18 protein-coding genes are annotated in these 22824 nt (G+C 43.1%); 9 read left to right on the top strand and 9 right to left on the bottom strand.

The features are described 5' to 3' along the window. The first annotated feature begins 522 nt into the window (after positions 1-522). From HEQ19_18950 to HEQ19_18940, 3 genes are all read left to right on the top strand, one after another. A complete protein-coding gene (locus HEQ19_18950; GenBank protein WYM01260.1) occupies positions 523-1038 on the top strand; it encodes an FHA domain-containing protein in 516 nt (171 codons plus the stop codon). A gap of 84 nt (positions 1039-1122) precedes the next feature. Next, positions 1123-2808 (top strand): hypothetical protein, encoded by a 1686-nt coding sequence (locus HEQ19_18945; protein ID WYM01259.1) that lies wholly within the window; start codon positions 1123-1125, stop codon positions 2806-2808. A gap of 123 nt (positions 2809-2931) precedes the next feature. Then, positions 2932-3384: a hypothetical protein gene (locus HEQ19_18940; protein WYM01258.1), complete on the top strand. Its 453-nt coding sequence runs from the start codon at positions 2932-2934 to the stop codon at positions 3382-3384. A 331-nt stretch (positions 3385-3715) separates the two neighbouring features. On the opposite strand, the gene HEQ19_18935 is transcribed toward HEQ19_18940, so the two are convergent. The 5 genes from HEQ19_18935 to HEQ19_18910 all read right to left on the bottom strand — a co-directional run bounded on the left by HEQ19_18935 (position 3716) and on the right by HEQ19_18910 (position 7518). Further along, positions 3716-5536, bottom strand: coding sequence for a serine/threonine-protein kinase (locus HEQ19_18935; GenBank protein ID WYM01257.1), 1821 nt, complete (start codon positions 5534-5536; stop codon positions 3716-3718). Positions 5537-5853: 317 nt separating this feature from the next. After that, the gene (locus HEQ19_18925) at positions 5854-6039 is read right to left on the bottom strand and encodes a hypothetical protein (GenBank protein WYM01256.1); all 186 of its coding nucleotides are present in this window, start codon (positions 6037-6039) and stop codon (positions 5854-5856) included. A 119-nt stretch (positions 6040-6158) separates the two neighbouring features. After that, complete coding sequence (locus HEQ19_18920; protein ID WYM01255.1) at positions 6159-6620, bottom strand: DUF4079 domain-containing protein; 462 nt, start codon at positions 6618-6620, stop codon at positions 6159-6161. A gap of 15 nt (positions 6621-6635) precedes the next feature. Then, entirely contained in the window at positions 6636-7073 is a 438-nt protein-coding gene (locus tag HEQ19_18915; GenBank protein WYM01254.1) for a hypothetical protein, read from the bottom strand. A gap of 55 nt (positions 7074-7128) precedes the next feature. Beyond that, positions 7129-7518 (bottom strand): DUF1830 domain-containing protein, encoded by a 390-nt coding sequence (locus tag HEQ19_18910; GenBank protein WYM01253.1) that lies wholly within the window; start codon positions 7516-7518, stop codon positions 7129-7131. Positions 7519-8104: 586 nt separating this feature from the next. Between HEQ19_18910 and HEQ19_18905 the strand changes: the two genes are divergently transcribed. The 3 genes from HEQ19_18905 to HEQ19_18895 all read left to right on the top strand — a co-directional run bounded on the left by HEQ19_18905 (position 8105) and on the right by HEQ19_18895 (position 11974). Continuing rightward, a complete protein-coding gene (locus HEQ19_18905; protein ID WYM01252.1) occupies positions 8105-9697 on the top strand; it encodes a photosystem II high light acclimation radical SAM protein in 1593 nt (530 codons plus the stop codon). Positions 9698-9827: 130 nt separating this feature from the next. After that, on the top strand, positions 9828-11186 hold the full coding sequence (locus HEQ19_18900; protein WYM01251.1) for a DICT sensory domain-containing protein: 1359 nt from the start codon (positions 9828-9830) through the stop codon (positions 11184-11186). A 149-nt stretch (positions 11187-11335) separates the two neighbouring features. Next, the gene (locus tag HEQ19_18895) at positions 11336-11974 is read left to right on the top strand and encodes a pentapeptide repeat-containing protein (protein ID WYM01250.1); all 639 of its coding nucleotides are present in this window, start codon (positions 11336-11338) and stop codon (positions 11972-11974) included. A 303-nt stretch (positions 11975-12277) separates the two neighbouring features. Here HEQ19_18895 and HEQ19_18890 read toward each other — a convergent pair whose 3' ends face one another. From HEQ19_18890 to clpS, 3 genes are all read right to left on the bottom strand, one after another. Next, a complete protein-coding gene (locus tag HEQ19_18890; protein WYM03501.2) occupies positions 12278-12517 on the bottom strand; it encodes a hypothetical protein in 240 nt (79 codons plus the stop codon). Positions 12518-12709: 192 nt separating this feature from the next. Beyond that, positions 12710-13540, bottom strand: a complete 831-nt coding sequence (locus HEQ19_18885) for a type II CAAX endopeptidase family protein (GenBank protein WYM01249.1) — start codon at positions 13538-13540, stop codon at positions 12710-12712. 287 nt (positions 13541-13827) lie between these two features. Beyond that, entirely contained in the window at positions 13828-14109 is a 282-nt protein-coding gene (gene clpS, locus HEQ19_18880) for an ATP-dependent Clp protease adapter ClpS (protein WYM01248.1), read from the bottom strand. Positions 14110-14862: 753 nt separating this feature from the next. Between clpS and HEQ19_18875 the strand changes: the two genes are divergently transcribed. Continuing rightward, the gene (locus tag HEQ19_18875) at positions 14863-15198 is read left to right on the top strand and encodes a hypothetical protein (protein ID WYM01247.1); all 336 of its coding nucleotides are present in this window, start codon (positions 14863-14865) and stop codon (positions 15196-15198) included. A 244-nt stretch (positions 15199-15442) separates the two neighbouring features. Here the strand turns inward: HEQ19_18875 and HEQ19_18870 are convergent, their stop codons facing one another. Next, positions 15443-15640, bottom strand: coding sequence for a hypothetical protein (locus HEQ19_18870; GenBank protein ID WYM01246.1), 198 nt, complete (start codon positions 15638-15640; stop codon positions 15443-15445). A gap of 758 nt (positions 15641-16398) precedes the next feature. Here HEQ19_18870 and HEQ19_18860 point away from each other — a divergent pair. After that, complete coding sequence (locus HEQ19_18860) at positions 16399-19143, top strand: TIGR03960 family B12-binding radical SAM protein (protein WYM01245.1); 2745 nt, start codon at positions 16399-16401, stop codon at positions 19141-19143. Positions 19144-20531: 1388 nt separating this feature from the next. Then, on the top strand, positions 20532-22616 hold the full coding sequence (locus HEQ19_18855) for an Rne/Rng family ribonuclease (protein ID WYM01244.1): 2085 nt from the start codon (positions 20532-20534) through the stop codon (positions 22614-22616). Positions 22617-22824: the final 208 nt, after the last annotated feature.

Here is a 22824-nt window from a genome sequence, read left to right as displayed (position 1 = left end):
ATTGGGGAACAAACCAGCAGATAACCCCACCATCCCTCAAAGTTTTAGTATTGGGGGCGCAAGGCCTTGCGCCCCTACGAATATCTGTGGTTATCGCCTGAAAATTGCTGTCATTTGAATAAACAATATTTCTCTCTACATAGATATATAATAGTATACTTTTTTAATTAGGGAAATTAGATAGAATCATAACAAATAATTGCCCTAATTATTATTAGGGATGACTTACGCAACTGGCACATATATCTTCTTTCTTGGAAGTCAAGTGTCAAAAGTTCTGGTTTTTTTGACTTTTGACTTTTGACTATTGTCTGCGACACGCTGCGCGATGACAACCTCCGCGAAAAAAATATGACAGTTGCGTAAGTCCTATTAGGTTTAAATCGTATCAAGTATTGGCAGGGTGGGCATTTACTCTCAAAATATCGATGTCGTGGGCAATGTCTACAGATATTTAAATATGTTCAAAAATTAAACCTGATTCATATGGTTATTGATTAATTAAATCCCTAGGTAAAAATCATGTACAGCTTAACCCTGGAATGGGTAGAAAATGGTCGTGTCCGTTCTCAAATTGTGTCATTGGCAAAAACAATATTTCCCGGAATCATTCGGCTTGGACGTTCTGAGGAACAGTGTGATTTAGTAGTGAATGATCAGGAACAAACTGTTTCTCGTTTACACGCAGAAATTTTTTATTTGCCTCATCTGAATACTTTTAATCTCCGCAATATAACTCAAACCCGTCCGAAGCCTAATCGCGTGGTTGTAGACGGTAAAAATATTGTTGAACAAGTTGTTCCTCTCCATTCTGGTAGTGTAATTTGGCTGGGTAAAGTTGAGATAAAAGTTAAGGAGATTTTACTTCCTCAACCAAAACCAAAAGTAACACCAAAGCCTTTACAAACAGAACCTAAAAGTTTCATGATTAAATGTCCTAATGGTCATGAAGTTCCATTTGAATATGCTAATGGATTTTGTCCCCATTGTGGCACTGCAGTGCAATCGGGCGGTACTGTAATTGCGCCGCAAAAGTAATTAATTGGTTTTTATTGCACGCAGAGGCGCAGAGAGAGAGGAACAAGAGTGTGGTTTGTGATTTTAAATTAGTGAGGAGAAAATATGGCATCACCAAACGAAAATTTTGATTTGGAGACGAAAATTCTCGACTACACAACTATTGAGAATAAAGCTGTCAAATCTCAAGAAACAACGATTATTTTCAATCCAGAAACAGATAATCTAGAAACTGAAGTTACTCCGACTCCAGTTCCTGAAGAAAATCAATTTCCCCCGCCAGGAATTTGGTCAAATAAAAAAGTATCTGTACAAGCACTTCATGCCACAGGCTTATCTGTAGAAGAAACAGAGTATGCGGCTCTTGGTGGGGGTATGGGTAGTTTTGTTTGGGTAGATACTATTAGAATTTATGGTGTAAAGCCAGACCAAATTGTTGTGTTGGGCATTGAATCAAAGCCTTATGCACGTTACAAAACTCTCACAGGTAATTCACAAATTCCACTCCATGAAAGAATCCGTTCTGGTTCTGATTCTTGTCCAGATAATATTTGGGGTTGGCCTGGATATGCTTTGCGGGAAGCATGGGGAGAAACGTTTCGGCGAGGTAGACTAAATCGCACTATTGGATTACTTTGGCAAGTGTTTGCTGAACCAGCTTTGGCGGATACTTATACACCTAAATTAGGGAATGTTTTTGATTCTTTAGACAGAGAAGCAGAACGCATCAGTTGGGATAGAATGTGGCGTTATGGTGCGATTCGTTCTATTCGTCAAACTGAAGATGGACGTTATGCGATCGCCTATTCCCGTTCTACCGAACAACGTCGGGAACATCGCTTCTTAATTGCACGCTATGTTCACTTGGCTATGGGTTATCCCGCCATTCGCTTCTTACCAGATTTGCAAGCCTATCGCGCCACCACCGGAGACTTTAAATCTGTTGTTAACGCCTACGAACAGCACGAACATATCTACAATCACCTAATACGTAACGGCGGTAAAGTTGTAGTGCGGGGACGGGGAATTGTCGCTTCCCGTGTGATCCAGCGACTTTACGAAGTACGTCAACAAAATCCCCAAGTTAGCATTATCCATCTCATGCGAAGCCCCAAGCCAGAAGGGGATAAATTTGAGTTTTCCCAGCGTTATGCAGAAAATCAATGGGAATTCCAACCCTACAACTGGCCTAAAGGGACTTGGGGTGGCGATATGCGCTCCCGGTTAGAAGCCGCTAGCCCCACAGAACGATATAAGCTACTCAAAGCTTGGGATGGTACTACTACCGCTAGTCGCAGTGACTGGCGCAAGATGATTAACGACGGACTCAAAGAGGGATGGTACACCATCGCTTTTGGTCAAGTACAGCGCGTAGAACGTTCCACCAATGGTAAACCACTGACTTACATCACCACCAACCAAGGGGAAATCAAAGTTGAGGCGGACTTTATTATCGACTCTACCGGACTAGAGGCGAAACCAGACGCTAATCCCTTATTAAAGGATTTAATTAACCACTACAATTTACCACTCAATCCCTTTGGGCGCTTAGATGTCGCCAACGACTTTGAAATGCTGCAAATGCGGAATGACCGCTCCCGCATGTATGCTTCTGGAGTTATGACTCTCGGTGGTCCCTACGCCCCAGTCGATACATTTTTAGGACTCCAATACGCCGCTCAACGATCTGCAGATGCTTTAGTACGATCCAGAGCCGCCAAAATTCACTATCTCGATGGTCTTGGCTCCTTAATTCAATGGATTAAATGGGCGACAAATCAAAATCCCTAATCGGGATTGCGAATTGGGGATTAGGGATTAGGGATTGGGGGGAGATAAAAAGTTATTCTTCCTCATCCCTCTCATCCTAAAATCTACAATCCAAAATCAAAAATCAAAAAATCAAAAATTGAAATGACACCAACATTATTTGGACGCTGGCAAACACGTGTTTTTCTTTTAGCAACTGTGGGCGCTATCTTCTCTTTACCATTTTACTTTGGTTTAATTGGTAATCAACCAAGCCCAGTTTATTTTTTTGTCCTGTTCTACATTGGACTTTTTGGCTTGGCGTGGGATATCCTCTATGACTTTCTCCAAAAATTCATGTGGGACCACGATTGGCCTGGTGTTTTTCAGTTTATTGCTGCCATTATTGAAGCAATATTCCTGGCAATCATCATTACATTTATTGGCTTACCACCAATTGACGCAACCCAATTTCACATAGATTTATTTGCACTACATTACAGTGTCGTTTGGGTAGCTGTTTACATAGCTTCTTGGGTGCTGATGCGCCTGTTGTTTCCTCGCGCTAGATTCCGGGGTGGTCAATGGTTGGGAAAATGGCCTAAAGGTAACGCTTAATCTTGTTTAATTACATCATCATTAGCAGCACGGGCACAAAATCAAAATTTTGTGTCCTTTTTTTTGATTAGCAACTATCAAAGCAATTTCCACGCAATAATACCATTTCACCAAAACTCTGATACATATAGAAGCCAGTAGGGGCACGGCAATGCCGTGCCCCTACCAACGTATTTGTATCATACTTAAAGTGAAACGGTATAACCACAGATATTCGTAGGGGCGCAAGGCTTTGCGCCCCGCAAGGCTTTGCGCCCCGCAAGGCCTTGCGCCCCTACCGCGTGATCTATTTACCTACAATTCAAAAATCAACAAAAATCAAATACTAGCCCTATGGCTGCAGTTTAGTAATCTCGCTTTGTGCTTTAGTGGCGCAATCTGTCAGAGCTTGTTCAATACATAGCGTTTTCGCTTGCTCAAAATCGGCGATCGCTTTTGGTTTATCCTTTAAATTTCGGTAGGCTAGTCCGCGATTATAGTAAATTAACCCACTCTTAGGTGCTAATTTGATAGCTGCAGTAAAATCGCCGATCGCTCCTTTTTGGTCTTTGATTTCTAACCGTAACAAACCCCGGTTACTATAGGCTTTAGCACTAGGAGATTTGGAACTGCGTTTTATTGCTTGGTTGAACGCTTCTAGCGCTCTTTTGTTGTCTTTAAGACTAGCATAAGCCAGCCCAAGATTGGTATAAGCATCAGCTTTGCTAGGATCTAATGCAATCGCTTGATTCAAATCGGCGATCGCTCCCTCATTGTCTCCTAAATTATGCCGGATAAATCCCCGATTGTAATAGGAATCATAGGCAATTGGATTATCTTTTTTCAGGAATTTAATTCCCTGAGTGCAATCCTGCTGCGCTTTTTCATATTCGCGACTCAGTGCGTAAGCCGCACAACGTCGGCTATATGCTTCCCCATATTCAGAATCTAAAGAAATCGCCTTGCTTGCATCTTCAATTGTTCCCGGATAATCTTGAGTGTAAAAGCGAGCATTTGCTCGTTCATAAAAAGCTTCAGGATATTCACGGTCAATCACAATCGCTTGATTAAAATCTAAGATAGCTCCTTGCTTATCTCCTTTTTTAGCCTTTTCCAACCCTTTTTGATAAAATGCTACTGCTTCTGCTGGTGGCTCGTCCTTGAGAAAATTGTAAGCAACAAAACCCCCTACACCTAATACAATTAACGCACCTATCCCCGCCAAAATCGGCCACCGTGGCTTCTGATATGAATTGACAATAGTATGTGGAATATTAATAATTGATGGTAGGAACCCAGAATCTCCAGATTGCTCTGTTGCGCTGACTGAGTTCGTGGATACTGTACCAACTTTCCCCAATGCAATCAGCACTTCACTGGCTGACTGATAACGTTCATTAGAATCAGAATGCACCATTTTATCAATCACATCGGCTAAAGCCTCATTCACCTGCACTCGGTTACGCCAGAGAACTTGATTTTTATTCGGACTATTGGGATTTCGTAGTTTGGATAATTCACCAGTATGTAACCCAGAAAGTGCTTGAATAGCAATCATTCCCAAAGCATAAATATCACTATTAAATTGTGGATGTCCCTGCAATTGTTCTATGGGCATATATTGTAAAGTACCCACAGCTACACTAGGTGCTAACTGTCCTTGAGGTGTTTGAGTACCAATTTCTTTCACCGCTCCAAAGTCAATCAAAACTAACTTGTCATCAGCGGAGCGTCTCATTAAATTAGCAGGTTTAATATCCCGGTGAACTACACCCTGTCCATGTACAAATATTAAAATCTCTAAAACTTCTGTCAACAGCCGAATCACTTGGTCTTCATTCCACGGTTGACCTGGTAAAATTTCCTGGTTTAAAGGATTACCATCAATAAATTGTTGAACCAAGTAAAATTCTTCATTTTCTTCAAATTCTGCTAACAGCGTGGGAATCTTATCGTGTTGACCTAACTTTTCTAATATTTCTGCTTCTTTTTTAAATAAGCGTCGAGCAATTTGCAAACTTTGAGTATCTTGACTTGAGTAACTCAGTTGCTTAACCACACAGGTGGGATGACCAGGGCGCTGATTATCTTTTGCTAAAAAAGTTTTCCCAAAAGCGCCTCTACCCAATACTTGGACAATTTCATAACGTCCGCTCAAGAGTTGATCGTTCATGGTAATATCAACGCCATTTTCACGTAAATTATATCACCTTGTGTGCCCAATAAATTGAGTATTTTTACTCTTGCGGATGGTTATTATACAAAAACGTGATTCAATGCAGGACTTACGGACTAGGGCGTGTTTTCAAAGTCTTATACAATACCACTAAAACGCTGACACATGTATATTTCGCGTAGGGGCACGGCAATGCCGTGCCCCTACAGCTGCTATCATATCGTGTGGATTTAGCGGATTGCGTTCTACAAAATAAATTACGGGTGCTGTATCCAGAAATAAGCGAGAAATTCCAGCTAACGCATCGCTAATCCTCATTCTTCTGCTCGCAACAACCGTTCTCGATGCTCATCTGCTTTCTGGCGAGTCCGCGAAACCCATTCCTGAGCATCCTCACCTAACAGCGGATAGGGTGCCATACCCTTCAAATCACTCCATTTGCGTTTTGGTTGCGCTTCGGTGATATGTTCCGATCCAAAAAAGCTAACAAATGCTAACAAATGTCCGCTTTTTCTTCCTGCAACGACTAGGAAGTGTCGGCACTATCCAGTCCACAGGCTAACACGGTCAATCTGACCGCTTCTTTTCTTAAATTAATATTACGTAAGTGCTACCAAAGTTATGGCAAATATTTTTGCACCACACTCCACCCAGTCAGGGACACCCAAGCGAATCCCACAAACAGGATCATGTTCACACCGATGTGTAAACTTCTAGCCCAAGGTCGTCTGGAACTAATTTGTGTAGCACTCAAAGCAGAAACTAAAACTAATACTACAACCGCCAAGCCAGCCACCAAATGTGACGAATGTCCCAAGGAGCCGAAGTGACCTAAAGTACCAACAATCCCAATGGCCAGTAGTAGCAACACTAAACTTACCATAGTGATACCAATGAAATAGTGGAGCGATCGCACCCCATGATTTCCCTCAGGAAACAGAGAGAAACTAGGAGCAAACTGCGAAGTTCTCACCCGAAACATCCAAAAGCCGGTGATCGCTAACATCAAATATGCCAGCAGAGATAACCCCATAGACCAAGCGGCTATTTTCCACAACCACAGAAAAGTAGGCAAATTCATACATTAATTGTAAACCTAATTGGGGATTGGGGAAATGACAAATGACAAAGAGTAATGAGTAATGAGTAATGAGTAATGAGTAATGAGTAATGAGTAATGAGTAATGAGTAATGAGTAATGAGTAATGAGTAATGAGTAATGAGTAATGAGTAATGAGTAATGAGTAATGAGTAATGAGTAATGAGTAATGAGTAATGAGTAATGAGTAATGAGTAATGAGTAATGAGTAATGAGTAATGAGTAATGAGTAATGAGTAATGAGTAATGAGTAATGAGTAATGAGTAATGAGTAATGAGTAATGAGTAATGAGTAATGAGTAATGAGTAATGAGTAATGAGTAATGAGTAATGAGTAATGAGTAATGAGTAATGAGTAATGAGTAATGACAAATGACCAATGACAAATGACAAATGACAAATGACAAATGACAAATGACCAATGACAAATGACATAAACAAAAAGGGCTGCTGAATTTAGCAACCCTTAAGGTTGGGAAAAATTGTTTTTTTAATCAACGGATGCTAAACCAGCTACTGTTAGAGGTTTTGTGGTATCTTCAGTTTTTGTTTTAATTGACTGCACCATTGGTGTATTGATAGAGCCTAGTGCTTCTGAATTGGTATCAAACTCAGAAGTACTAGGCTCGTTAATTACAAGGCGATCACACGGAATAGTATCTGACAAAATAGCACTCGCCATCATCCCCGTATGAATCTCCATGTGAGCTTCGCGCGGGGCTTCAAATACGAGCCGTTGTCCAGGAAATACAACTCTTTCAAAGTACCAATTGGGAATATCACAGATGCGAGCTACCTGGATTTTGCTCGTGGCATTAATGTAGCAGCAGAGAATCTTTCCCGATTGCTCAGGTGGTAGAGGATCTAATATTTGAGCCATAACTGCTGAGGAGCTTTACGCCACAATTTTACATTACACCAGCAACGCTAGCACTGGGTGATCCCCACAAGCTGTAACTGCGACTACCATCTGCAGCATATCTATACGATTTCTATCTAAAGATATGTCTCCAATATAAAATTGTGTAAAGATATATGGTTTTTCCGTAATTATACATTACAAAAGCGGGTTTTCCACAGTTTTGTCTAGCCAAACAGGCTGTAAATTGCTTTATGTAGCTAATGTCACGTAACACATAGCGATCATCCCCTTGCGTGTCAGCCAAGCTAACAGTCAATTCTCCTGTGCCATCTATCCCCAGACTAATAGGCTGAGATCATCGCTTTATGAATAAACTCAATGTTATGGTAAAGCTATATGAAAAATGCCCTCATAAATAAATGTTGTGGATGCCACAAATATGGTGTCCAAAGAGGTTTTAGCTATTCCCACGTCAGCAAAAGGGGGTTATGACATATCAAAGATTGGTGATAAAGTCAATCGAATTAGACAAACAAAAGCAAGCAAAACAAACACGCGCCCAAAAACGGGATTTTTCTGAACTTTTCCCCTGAACAACGGCAAGATGGTAGTTAACCCACGCATAATGGAAAACCGAATTCTCTACGTTCGCCTTCCCTGTAACCCCATCTTTCCCATTGGGGTTGTATACCTGAGTGATCATGTCCACAAGCAGTTTCCCTCTATCGAACAGCGGATTTTTGATTTAGGCACTGTACCACCTTTAGATTATGCTCACGCCCTAGAGCTATGTATCGACCAATTTAAACCGACACTACTAGTATTTTCTTGGCGGGATATTCAAATTTATGCCCCAGTCGGTGGTCGTGGCGGAAATCCTCTGCAAAACGCCTTTGAATTTTATTACGCCAAGAATCCCCTACTGAAACTACGTGGAGGATTGGGAGGTTTACGCATCTTCATCGCGTACTATACAGAACTCTGGCGTAACCTGGGATTAATTAAACGCGGTTTAAAACGCGCCTTGAATTATCAAAAAGACGCCCGCGTAGTCCTTGGTGGTGGTGCAGTCAGCGTCTTTTATGAACAATTAGGCAAAAGCTTACCCAAGGGGACAATTATCTCAGTAGGAGAAGGCGAAACCCTGCTGGAAAAATTCCTAAGTGGTAAAGAATTTCGTGATGAACGCTGCTATGTAGTCGGAGAAAATCAACCCAGGAAACGGTTAATTCACGAACAGCCCACCGCACTAGAAAAAACCGCTTGTAACTACGACTATATCGAAAACATCTGGCCGGAGTTTAACTACTACCTGCAAAGTCAAGACTTCTACATCGGTGTCCAAACCAAACGCGGATGTCCCCACAATTGTTGCTATTGCGTTTACACCGTAGTCGAAGGTAAACAGGTACGGATCAACCCAGCAGATGAAGTCGTTGCCGAGATGCGACAATTATATAATCGTGGCATTCGTAACTTTTGGTTTACCGATGCTCAATTCATCCCAGCCCGGAAATTTATCGACGATGCGGTCGAACTCTTACAAAAAATCGTCGATTCCGGGATGACAGATATCCACTGGGCAGCATACATCAGAGCCGACAACCTCACACCACAATTGTGTGACTTAATGGCGAAAACTGGAATGAACTATTTTGAAATCGGAATAACCAGTGGTTCCCAAGAACTAGTACGAAAAATGCGGATGGGTTACAACCTGCGAACAGTTTTGCAAAACTGTCGCGACTTAAAAGCAGCTGGTTTCAACGATTTAGTTTCCGTCAACTACTCCTTTAACGTCATAGACGAAAGCCCCGAAACCATACGCCAAACCATCGCCTATCACCGCGAACTCGAACGCATTTTTGGCGCAGATAAAGTTGAACCCGCTATCTTCTTTATCGGACTACAACCCCATACTCATCTAGAAGAATATGCCTTCAAAGAAGGAATCCTCAAACCAGGATACAATCCCATGAGCTTAATGCCCTGGACCGCCAAAAAATTATTATGGAACCCCGAACCCCTAGGTTCATTCTTTGGCGAAGTCTGCTTACAAGCCTGGCGACAAAACCCCAACGACTTCGGACGCGAAGTCATGAAAATCTTAGAAGAGAAATTGGGTTGTGCTGACTTAGAAGAAGCACTTTCCGCACCAATTGAAACGAAAGAAAAACAGTTAGTCACTTTATCATAAAGGACAGGGATTGGGGACTGGGGACTAGGGGACTAGGGACTAGGGTCAAAAGTCATTAATGATCCCCATCCCCCCATCTCCTCCTCTCCCCATCTCCTTCTCCCCCTCTGCGGTTCATTTAAATAAACTCATGTTAGAAGGTTCAATACTACAAAAGCTGGAAGCAAACCATCGCTACAGCTCCAGACCAATTAGATTCGGGGTATACTACAAAAATACCCTAGTAGCCCTGTGTCATGCCTTAGAAGACCACATCTTAAGCGAAGACGGTACACCTTTAGTGATCACCGCCTTTCAACAAGGTAAATGGTATTTACAAGAAGCAGAACGATACGCAGACATTGCCAAGTACAGCCGTGAAATTACCATTATGGCTGCCTCGGATAGTGGCTTTGCTGAACATCCCACAAGTCTTTTACCAAATATAGACTTAGTGCCCTTAGATCCAGCAGATCCAGTCGCCCAAGAGTGGCATTTGATTATTTTGTCACCTAAATACACAGCAATGGTAATTTGTCAAGAATTATCAGAAACTGATTACAACAAAATAGGCTTACCCGCATCAGACGTAGAGCGGAAATTTTATGGCTTGTGGACATTTGAACCAGAGTTAGTGAACGAGACAGCAGAAATTGCGATCGCCCACATTCAAAAATATAATCTTGAATTAGCAGCAAAACTCACCGCCCATAAAGATGCAATTCAGCCTCGTCTCGCCACACCAGAAGAACTCAGTACAGTTGTCTCCCGCGTAGTCGATTATCTCCAAACTGGGCAGGAAAATTTATCTATCCCCACCGCAGGGCGTCAACAAGTGCTAGATCGCAACTTGGTTTCCAACGAAATCCAAGCATTTTTGCGGATGGCACAACTAATGGATCTAGCCGATATCAACAACCCCATGGCCGCCTCTGAAGTCGTAGCCCTAGTAGAAACAATGGGGCAACTTTTAGATCTTCGCGCATGGCAAATTAAAAGATTACGCCTAGCCGCCTTGCTACATCGCATAGATCCTTTACAGAAAGCAGAAAGCTTACTCACTCCAGGTACATCTAAACGTTACCAACAAGAGTCCCCCAGTTGTCCCTTGGTACCAGGGGCCCAGGTATTACGAACTATGCCCAGATTGCGGGCGGTTGCTCAAATTATCACCCATCAAACCGAATGGTGGGACGGTACAGGAGAACCAGCAGGTTTAGCCGCCGATGAAATTCCCCTAGAGTCGCGAATTTTAGCCTTAGTCGCCGACTTTCAATGGCGAGTCAATCAAAAAAAATCATCCCAATTCAATCGCCCAGAGATATTTGCTCAAGCATTCGATGAATGTAGACAACAATCAACCCGCTTTGACCCTAAACTGATAGATACCCTAGGTTTGTTAGTCATGGGTTTACAACAAGGACTCGACTTAGCCTTGATAGAACCCAAAGTCAGCGCCGGCTTGTGGCTAATTGATTCCCGATGGGATAACACCAGCCAAACTAAGTAGGTCGGTAACAATAACGTTTACAAATGTCATTTGTCGTTTGTTATTTGTTATTCATAATTAGTAAGGGTTTCTGAGAGATTTACGTTTTGCAATATAGTTTTGTTGGTTTTTGTTCACCTACTTAGTGAGGAGATTAGTAGTTAAGCGAAATGAATATTGAAGCCATTAAAACCGGAAATCTAAAAGAACTTTCAGGCGCAAATTTAGAAGATGAGGAACTCTCTCAACTAGATTTAAGCCGCGTCAATTTTGCCGGCGCCACCCTTGTCGGCACCAATTTCTCTGGTTCCAAACTCGAAGGTGGACATTTAGAAGGCGCAAATTTGATGGGTGCTAACCTCCAAGCAACTGACTTGCGGGCGAACCTCATGGGCGCTAACTTAATGCAAGCCGATTTAACAGGCGCTGACTTGCGGGGAAGCAATTTACGCGGCGCTAACTTAATGGGCGCTACACTCAGCGAAGTCTCTTTGGCGGGTGCTTTTTTGAGTGGTACTAATTTAATGAACGTCAATTTACAAGGCGTTGACTTACGCGGTGCTGACTTGCGCGGTGCTAACCTGACAGGCGCAAATCTTAAAGGTGCTGACTTGAGTCGCGCTGATTTACACGGCGCCTTGTTGAGTGAAGCAAATCTCGAAGAAGCTGACTTACGCGGCGCAAATTTAGCCGGGGCGAATTTCACCAGGGCGAATTTGTTATGTGCGGAGTTAGAAGGTGCGAATTTTACTGGGGCGAATTTGGATAAAGCTTGTGTAGTGGGAACAGTTGTGGAGGTGGCGTTGTGAATTGGAGTTAATTTACACAAATTAAAAAGTCATTTTATATTTTCAAAAGATCAATTTTTCGGTAATATCAATTTAGAAAATCTTGTCAACAAGTCGATAATCTGTAGGAGCGCAAAGCAAACCTTTGCGCCCCTATACAATACTTATATAGCGGTTCTCGGTTGAGTCCAATACACTCTTTTGGGCACAGCAGTGCTGTGCCCCTACAGGCTACGATATAATTTGTAAGGCATCCAACTGATAACTCCCCTGGTAAAGCATCCAATTGTTTTTGTACAGGCTTGGGGATAATAACCTGGTAGCTCATGAAGTTTCACCAGATTGATTAGCAATGTATTCTTCAATAGTTTGATAATCACCATTTTGATAAGCCTTGCGAGCCTCAAAAACCTCAGCAATAACCTGTGGATGTTCTTCTAATAAATCTTCTTCTGCTGACAAAACTTGCTCTTGTAAGATTTCTATAAGCTGATGCTTTTCTTCTAATCTTAGAGATGCAATTGCTTCAATTAAAGATTCAAAGGTAATTTGTAGCCTAATCATGGTCATAATTTTCTCCTTAGCACAATATCATCGATGTAACAGGAATAATCGTTATACCCGCACTAATAAGATGCGGCTCAATGGCAATCTTTACTAAAAACACCACAGCTATATCTGTTTTAATATCAAACACATTTTGTGCAAATTGAAGAAGTTGCCTGCATCTGAAGCGTGATACTTTCATATCGTTAATTATAACTCATTCTTAACTGTCCTTCCCCTCATCCAAAATGCCAATATACTCATAAATAACACCCCCATCACACCTTGCAAAGGATTATTATTTACCCCCGTCACCCAATCAGGAACTTGACCAGAATATTTAATTAATCCCCCAACATTAATAATGTAATAACCCCAAACTAAACCACCATGTAAACCAATTGGTAAACCCAATCTTCCCCGACGCCAACGCTTTCCCCATACCTGCGTTAATCCCAACAATACTAAAGCCGGAAATTGCGGTAATGTCTGAATAATTGCCTCTAAGGGTCTAATAAAGTGCAAAATCGCAAAAGTAACAGCATCTATCCTCAAAGCCACAGTCGGATTATAATCTCGCTCCAACTCATCCAACAACCACCCCCGGAAAACTAATTCCTCCGCAAACGCCACACCCAAGCTGACAATTAAACCTTCTAAAATTACTTGTAATAATAAAATTTTAGGTTGTTGCCATACCAGCCAACCTAAAAAGCCTTGTACCACAAACAGTATAGTAATATTAAATACACCCATAACCAAACCACACAGCAGTTCTACACCATTTAGCCGCGTGATTTCTAAGCCATAATGGCGCAGTATTTGAGGTTTATGGTAGGCTTGCTTCCCCCAAAATTTAAGTAGAAAAATAAACTCTACATAAAGTATCACCATTGTCAATATACTTACTAAATTGGCGTCATGCACTAGTAAGTATATTGGTACCGCAAAGGGCAACCATAGTAATGATAAAATTAGAATGAAACAACCCAGCCTGATGGAGGCAGGGCGTTGAGCTAAACGAACAAAGTTGATTTTCATAACAGCTTTGTAGATTGTCTTAGGGAACACCAAAAAATAAATTATCCCAACTTGGCTTAGGTTAGGGTGCGTCAGTACCAATAATTTCTGGCGATATCAAGGATTTCTGGCTCCTGATGCACCCTACATATGGGATATTTTTTTATTTGGAAGTCCCTGATTAAAACACTCTACTAATCTGCCTTAAATAATCAAGACTGACGCACCCTACAACCAGATTTTGACAAATGACAAATGACCAATGACAAATGACAAATGACAAATGACCAATGACCAATGACCAATGACTATTCGTCAGGTTCGATTGTGCTGCTCAAACCATGACTTTTCAATGTTTCGCAATAAAACTCAGCATGTTCCTGAGCGCAAGTAATCACTAAAGCAAACCCATTTGTATGGGCTTCCATCATGATACTAACAGCCTGGGGCTGGGTTAGGCTCGGCACAGTGGTTAATAGCACTTGTACCACGTACTCCATCGGGTTGTAGTCGTCATTATGGAGCAAAACGCGATACCGAGGCGCGAGCTTGCGGGACGTGGAACGCTTCTCAATGGTTTCGACTGACACTGCTCTTTGCTCTTTTCCCGTTCATTTACTACAACAGAAGCTCTGTTCAGCATTTGCTTCACAGTTCTTGACCTATTCTATAGCATTTCCTCACAAATGCCGTAGCAGAAAAAATTTTTGTTGCCTTTTAACGGAATCACGGAAGTCCCCACCTTCAACGAAGTAAGGTGGGGATGGACAGTGGACGATGACGAAAACATCTTGAGCCGACATCAACCGCTGGTTGATTAGAGATCGGGATGGTTGAGGAATCGTCACTGTTTGTGAGACAATATTGATGGTTGTTGACCCACCCGAATGACTAAGAGGCCACCCTTGGGGTATAAAGTATGTACTCGGCAGAGATCGCTTAAGCTGAAAACCTAGCTGGTTGACTATTGTCGTAAATCCAAGGCGAGTAAGACGAAAAGTAATCAAACTGTCTGCGGGAGGCGGATAGCTGCGCGGGTTCTCTCTTGAGAAGATAAAGGTAGAAATACCAGAGACGCTGTGTAAGACTTAGACCGGATTTGGTTCCGCTTCCTCAGTAATGAGTACGCCCAACAGAGCAACGGCGAACGAGACGCGAAACGATGATGGTTGTTTCTTTTGAAGCTCCGGCTTCAGCGGATCTTGCCGGAGTACTTCACCAGGTTTAAAATTATATGATCTACGCAACTGGCACATTAATAATCGTCGGATGCGTGACGCTGCGATAAATATTGTACGCAGTTACAGGACTTGTGGCGTCATGCACCATTGTTTAAATTTGACATGAGCCTCAACTTCCAACCAGGACAAATTGTGTCTTTAGAATATGGCGACAGGAATCTGTATGCAGAAGTCATTCAAGTTGTAGTTGAGCGCCAGTTGTGCTGGGTGCGTCCGTTACTGCTGGTAACAGTCACCCAAGAATCGCCGCTGATCACTGACTTGCGAGATGGGTCTGACCTGCTTTGGCCTGTGAATTTATTTCGACCAGCTTTAGATACAGAAGTAATTACAATTTTGACTCAGCTGTTTGCCAAACCACCAAAGGCTGAACCCGACTCCGCAGCCAAACAGCAACTCCATCAGTTTATTCACCAACTCTGGCAAGCATACCAATAAATACCAGTTATGTGATTGCTGTAGTTATCGGTGCTGCAGTTATTACCTTGATTAACTACCCCTGCTCCCCTGGGAAAGGACAAATCACGCCATCCTAGTACCGCTGCGTGTAATTCGTCATGGGTTACGCCCTGCTACGTCAACGGAATTCGTCATTACCTTTTTTTCAGGGTTTGTAACGTTCCTCATGGGTGGTTTATTAACGCCGTGCTGTAAAGAGTGAATTTTATTTGCACCGACATAGTTATCCTAAACTAGGAACCAACTGAATTCGACCAGCATCCATCTCTGCCATTAATAATTCTAATGCCTCATAGTCAACGTCAGATATATAACCAGTTGCGGTTAATTCTGAGTTGATTTCATTTTCTATTTCGGGAGTTAATTTTTTAATGTCAAGAGCTTTTTCTACCAATTGACGAATAGCGTATCTCGTTTTCATAAACAATAAACCAATTGTTATTTTTGACTAATTATCCAAGATCTGGCTAGGTATAAAAAGTGATCCAGCTGCGGAAATAGCAGTGATCTAGATCACAGTTCAAAGAAACGGATGATTTGCAATCAACCTATGATATTTGTGGATGACAAAGGTGAAAATCAGGGAATTTACTGAAAATCTCGATTGAGTTTACAGCAGCTTAAGTATATACCAAGAAGGCTTTATCAGCATGGCTACGGATGAATGATTTATTCTTGGGTTATCTATGTTGATTGTTTTTTAACTCTCAAGAAAAAAAAGTATATATGAATACGATTTAATCTGTATTTATGACAATCTTTAAACAGAGGGTGTAAAGCGATAAAGATTCCGCAAAGACAGTTCAGACAAATGGTTGATGTTATAAAACAAAGTTTATGTTCAGATTAATCTAAATTAAAGCTTTACAGTTCCATCACTCAAATTAGGATGTGCTTATGCCAGCGGTACTTAAATATTCAAAAATTACAGTTATTCGGACACAAGGCTCTTTAAATGCCTGTAATGCCTGGGAATTTCAGCGATAGCTAGCTAAAGCGTTGACACAAGACGGTATTTCTCTGAAAAATTAACCAATGCCCCATGTCCTATGCCCACAAGGCCTATCTCCACGAATAGCCTAGTGCGTAAGTCCTGAAGGAATAACTCTGTGAACAGGCCTAATCAATGCTAAGGTTAGAAGTGGAAGCCTGTAATTAAGGTAGCTAGAAGATAGCACAGTGACTGTTGCAGTAGAAAAATTAATAACATCGGATATTTTAAAGCCAGCGCGTTACCTAGGTAACGAGCTACTGTCCGTTCACAAGCCTTGGGATACGGCATCAATACGCTGGGTGTTAACTTACCCAGAAGTGTATGAAGTCGGAGCATCGAATTTAGGGCATATCATCCTCTATAACATCTTGAATGCCCAACCGCGCCAATTATGCGATCGCGCTTACCTACCAGGAAAAGACCTGGCGGATAAACTGCGGTCAACCAATACACCGCTGTTTGCTGTAGAGTCAAAGCGATCGCTGACAGACTTTGATATTTTAGGGTTTAGCCTCAGTTATGAACTAGGCGCAACCAACATTCTCGAAATGTTGGATTTAGCAGGGATACCCCTAACATGGCAAAAGAGGCGTTCTGCAGAAGCCAAAAGACAAAGTAATTCTTCACTCCCCCCCTCTACTTCCTATCCATTAATTTTCGCCGGCGGACAGACAGCAACATCCAATCCTGAACCCTATGCCGACTTTTTGGACTTTTTCGCCCTAGGGGATGGTGAGGAATTGCTGCCAGAAATTGGCTTAGTATTGGAATTAGGGAAACAAGCCGGATTAACCCAGCAAGAATTATTGCTGGATTTGGCACAGATACCAGGGGTATATGTCCCCCAATTTTATGACATGGCAGAGGATGGCTCAGTTCATCCCAATCGCCCAGATGTGCCAAAACGCATTCTGCGGCGGGTTGCTACCCCCATACCCGCTTATTCCATTGGGCTGGTTCCCTATGTAGAAACGGTACATGACCGCCTGACAATTGAAATTCGGCGCGGTTGCACTCGCGGTTGTCGCTTCTGTCAACCGGGAATGCTCACCCGACCAGCACGGGATGTCGAACCAGATCAGGTGGTGGCAGCGATTGAACAGGGAATGCGAGACACTGGTTACAATGAGTTTTCCCTGCTGTCCCTGAGTTGTTCAGATTATTTATCCCTACCAGCCGTGGGGATGGAAATTAAAAATCGCTTAAAAAATGAAAATATTTCCTTGACTCTACCCAGTCAACGGGTAGACAGATTTGATGAAAATATCGCTAACATCCTTGGTGGGACAAGACAAGGGGGGCTAACCTTTGCCCCAGAAGCAGGAACCCAGCGGATGCGGGACATCGTGAACAAGGGTTTGACCAATGAAGAATTATTGCGGGGAGTAAAAACAGCTTGGGAAAAAGGCTGGGATAAAATAAAATTATATTTTATGATCGGTTTACCAGGTGAGACAGATGCCGATGTTTTGGGCATTGCCGAAACCGTAAACTGGCTCCAGCGTCAATGTCGCTTAAATGGGAGAAAACCCCTCAACTTTAATTTAACTATTTCTAACTTTACACCCAAACCCCATACACCCTTTCAATGGCACTCAGTTTCTACAACGGAATTTAAGCGCAAGCAACACCTGTTGCGGCAAGAATTCCGGCGGATGAAGGGAGTCAAGGTAAATTTTACAGATGTCAGAATTTCGGCAATGGAAGACTTCATTGGCCGGGGCGATCGCAGTTTAGGTAAGGTGCTGCAACGCGCCTGGGAATTGGGCGCAGGGATGGATTCCTGGTATGACAATATAGACCAGGCTTTTGCAGCTTGGGGGTCGGCGATCGCCGAAGCCGGTTTAGATTGGAAATATCGCCTAGTAGAAAACGGCGAATGGAATCTGTTTTATGTAGATGAGTCACAGACAAAAGACCAGGAGTCCAGGGAACAAGGGGAGAATACCCAACCTCCAAACCCTAATTCCTCACTCCTGACTCCTCACTCTCTGGATGCTCCCTTACCCTGGGACCACATCGACACGGGAATTGATAAAAAGTGGCTCAAAGAAGACCTGCAACGTGCCCTAGAAGCCGCAACAGTACCAGACTGCTCTTTTGAGGGTTGTTCTCACTGTGGGGTCTGCGGCACAGATTTTGGTCACAATATTGTCATTGAACCGCCGCCAGTTCCCCCATTTGCAGGCGATTTTGTCCCCAATACAACCAAGGTACAGCGGGTGCGCGTCTGGTTTGGCAAGCAGGGCGATATGGCTTTGGTGAGTCACCTAGATTTGATGCGCCTGTTTGACCGGGTGATACGACGAGCAAGTTTACCAATTGCTTTTAGTGGTGGGTTTCATCCGAATCCCCGGATTTGTATAGCCAGTGCTTTGACATTGGGAGCCACCAGCAGCGGTGAAATTGTTGATTTTGAATTATCAGGACCAGTGGATGTGGAAACTTTCGCCCAACATCTGGCGCGGGAACTGCCCACAGACATACCTATATATAATGTGGAACAGATAGATTTAAAATCTCCGGCAGCTAACCAAATAATTGAAACAGCTGAATATTTGATTACCGTGGCAGCACTGAGGGAGGTAACACCTGCACAATGGCAAAATTGGATTGATGCAATTCAAGCCAAAGACGAAATCTGGTCTGAGCAAACAACCAAGTCAGGTAAGAGCCGATTAGTAAATCTGCGCGAGCGCTTATTTGAGTTGGAATTAGTAGCAACCAATACTAGCATTGCCTACTCTACATCTGTCCTGCGTTACATGGGTAGTTGTCGGCACGACGGATTGGTCTTGCGTCCTGAACAAATATTGTCTATGCTAGAAATAGTGGCGCTTGAAGTTCCAAATATAGACAGTCTCTGCTTGGACTTGGCAGAATTTCAACTCCTGCACATCCACCGCAATCGGCTAGTTTTGGGGATATAATCCTTTAAGGGCAACTTGCTAGTAGTTGCCCTAGTTTTGGACATCATGGGAATTGATTTTTAGCAAGGTTGCGTTAGAATAAAGAGAAGAGAAATTTTCTGGCGCTGCATTGAATGAGCTGGTTCACTACCCTATCAGGGGGCATAAGCAAAGATATTAGAGTGAAACTTCTAGGATTTTATCCCAGACAACCTGTGGCAGATTTACAGAACACACTCTCTCTAAAGCTAGCTTGTGAATCAGTAACTAACAACAGACAAGCCAAGGCTTCTCTAACTCTATGCTTTTTCAAACAACTGCTAAATGCCTAATCCAGATTAGTGCTGAAGAGCCAGTGCGTTGGTGTTAGCGTAGCGTCTCGCTCAGGAGAGGCAATCAGGTCTTTTCCCACGGGAGACGCCAAGAGCGATGGGGGTTTTGCTCTGGAGGATCTACCGGGTTCCCCGATTTTCCTACGCTTGAGCTAGCTACGCACAGAGTCTTGGACAGTAGACGTAACTGGCATAGCTCAGTAATGAGGAGCCAGTACCTTGGTGAAGAGACTTGTAACCCTATGGGAAATCAAGTTCGTGTAGCTTATGTGACTGGAGTTGTCTAGCCAGTGGCTTTGCTGAGTATCACCCTAAGCTAAAATTCGGGGCAGGGAAAACAGATGTAGTTTATTTTTCTTCACAACTCTAGGGGGTTGCTTTCAAATCCAACCTTCACAAATCAAAATCTCACTTATATAACGCCAGCTTACTCAAATCAAGGGAGTAGATTGTTAAGAGAAGTCAAGTACAGCACGGTGGAAATAAAGATTCCATTCAAAATAGGCAAAAAGCTGATGAAGCAAGCTTTTTGAAGTTTGAATTTTGCATTCCGCACAGCGGTACTAGTCCCCAGTCCCTAGTCGTCAGTCTCTATTTTTAAGCTAGGACTCCCTTTGGTAAGGGTAACTGCGGCTTGATGATTGACCGAGATTTAAACGCAGCAATCAATTTGAGTCAAGCTGTCAGTTAGACAGTTTTAGCCTGTGGACTGGTTAACGCCGACGTTGCCAGAATGTTCGCTCTTAGCGTTCCCGCAGGGTATCAGGAAGTAAGCATCAAACTACATAACATGAGTAGATTTGTCTATTTGTGAGTAGTTATGAATAGGTCTTATGTAACGGTATAGGATCAAAAATCAACCACGGCTGGTTGATTGAACTGGTTAAACAACAAGTCGCCGTTTTGTAATCATCAGGCGTGTAAACGCAATCACAGCCTCAATAGCTCTTTAACTTTAAAGCTCAGATTCGCAATTTTTATTACTAGCAGCGCTGTTTGAGGGATTCAGTAGACATCAGAGGCATAAAAGTAGCTCTCCTAATCCCCTATGCTGCTGCCAATTTTTGAGGGAATTGAATGCCAAAGCAAATTATCATCGCGGAACAGCATCAAATTGCTGCAGTATTTTCCGAAGATCAAATTCAAGAACTTGTGGTTGCCACAGGACATCACCAAATAGGTGATATTTACTTAGGGGTAGTAGAAAATGTCTTACCAGGGATAGATGCCGCATTTGTCAATATCGGCGACCCAGAGCGGAATGGCTTTATTCATGTAACTGACTTGGGTCCATTGAAGCTGAAGCGCACAGCCGCAGCAATTACAGAATTATTAGCACCACAACAAAAAGTCCTGGTGCAGGTGATGAAAGAGCCAACGGGGAGTAAAGGCCCAAGGCTCACAGGTAACATCACCTTACCCGGACGCTACGTAGTGCTGATGCCCTATGGTAGGGGTGTAAACTTATCCCGACGGATTAAGAGTGAAAGCGAGCGCAACCGCTTGCGGGCTTTGGCAATTTTGATCAAACCAGCAGGGATGGGTTTACTGGTTCGCACAGAAGCAGAAGGCAAACCAGAAGAGGCAATTATTGAAGATTTAGAAGTCCTGCAAAAGCAATGGGAAGCGATTCAACTCGAAGCCCATTCCACCCGTGCGCCGGCTTTGCTCAACCGGGACGATGACTTTATTCAGCGCGTCCTGCGGGATATGTACGGCGGCGATGTGAATCGAATTGTCGTCGATTCGAGTACTGGTTTGAAGCGGGTGAAGCAGTATTTACAGAACTGGAGTGGCGGACAGACACCGCAAGGATTGCTGATTGACCATCATCGCGATCGCTCATCGATTTTAGAATACTTCCGGATCAATGCTGCGATTCGTGAAGCGCTCAAACCCAGGGTAGATTTACCTTCTGGGGGTTACATCATTATTGAGCCAACAGAAGCATTAACGGTGATCGATGTCAACTCTGGTTCCTTCACGCGATCGGCAACCGCCAGAGAAACGGTACTGTGGACTAACTGCGAAGCTGCTACAGAAATTGCCCGCCAGCTGCGACTGCGAAATATCGCTGGGGTCATCGTCGTTGATTTTATTGATATGGAATCCCGACGCGACCAACTCCAAGTCCTGGAGCATTTTAACAAAGCACTCAAAGCAGACAAGGCTCGTCCCCAGATAGCCCAACTCACCGAACTGGGATTAGTCGAACTTACCCGCAAGCGTCAAGGCCAAAACATTTACGAATTATTTGGCGATACTTGTCCGGCCTGTGGCGGTTTAGGTCACACCGTGCGGCTACCTGGAGAAAATGAAAGCCGTTTACCAACACCAGCAGAAATTCCAGAACGTTTGGTATCGGTATCTCATAGAGAACCACGTATGCCCGTGTCCCGTGTGTCAGAACCACGGGATACTTATGAGGGATTTGGGGAAACCTTCGATCCTGACTCTGACTTGAGTGCCCTCAATCTCATTAATCATCCCAGCTATCAAGAACTGAGCGATAACAATAAGCGCCGTACCCGTACCCGCCGTAGTCGCATTGGTATCAATGGCGCAAATGGTAAAGATGAACCTCGGATTTTGACCAATCCACTAGCTTTTATCAACGAGCCAGACTTAGACCTTGATGCTGAAGTAGAACTAACACCAACACCAGAAATACCACCACCCACCCTGGGCAAACCTACCTGGAGTGACAGGACAGAACGCACTAAAATTACCAAAGCAGAGCCGGTTAAACCAGTGGTAGAACCACCGGAAATTGTCTCTGTAGAAATGACAGGAGATGAACAGGATGTTTTTGCTTTAATGGGAATTTCGCCCCTGGTGCGTTTGAATCGGGAGGTAAAAAATACTAAATCGGTGATTATTAATGTTGTCCAGCCAGGACAAGTTTCGACTACGCCAACTGAATTAACCTCAGACTCCATTACCACTGAAAGAACACCCATTGAAGTTACCCCAGTCAAAATACCTCCACCACAAGTTGAGCTAAAACCAAAATCTTTCTTCCCCGAAGAAACAATTGAGCCACCAAGTCCGGCTGAAATCACAGACGAAAATGAAGCGAATAGCATTAGCACTGCTAACCGTCGTCGTCGTCGTCGCTCCTCTGCTCTGAACGACATTTCCTCTAACATGGAAGACAGTTAAACTCAGTAATTCACAATTACTTTTTGTGAGGTAGTTCCTTCGTCGCAAAGGAACTACCTCCAAAATTTGTTACAGCAATTTTCATTCATTTGAACCACAGATCTTCGTAGGGGCGCAAGGCCTTGCGCCCCTACGGATTATCGATGTGTTGCAAAGATTTTTTGAATTGGTATATAGCAACCGCCAAAGTGCTTAGGACATTAACTGA

It is taken from the genome of Gloeotrichia echinulata CP02 (assembly GCA_038087035.1).
Taxonomy (GTDB): domain Bacteria; phylum Cyanobacteriota; class Cyanobacteriia; order Cyanobacteriales; family Nostocaceae; genus Gloeotrichia; species Gloeotrichia echinulata.
The sequence above is the reverse complement of the archived record's forward strand: the minus strand, read 5'-3'. Positions and strand labels throughout refer to the sequence as shown.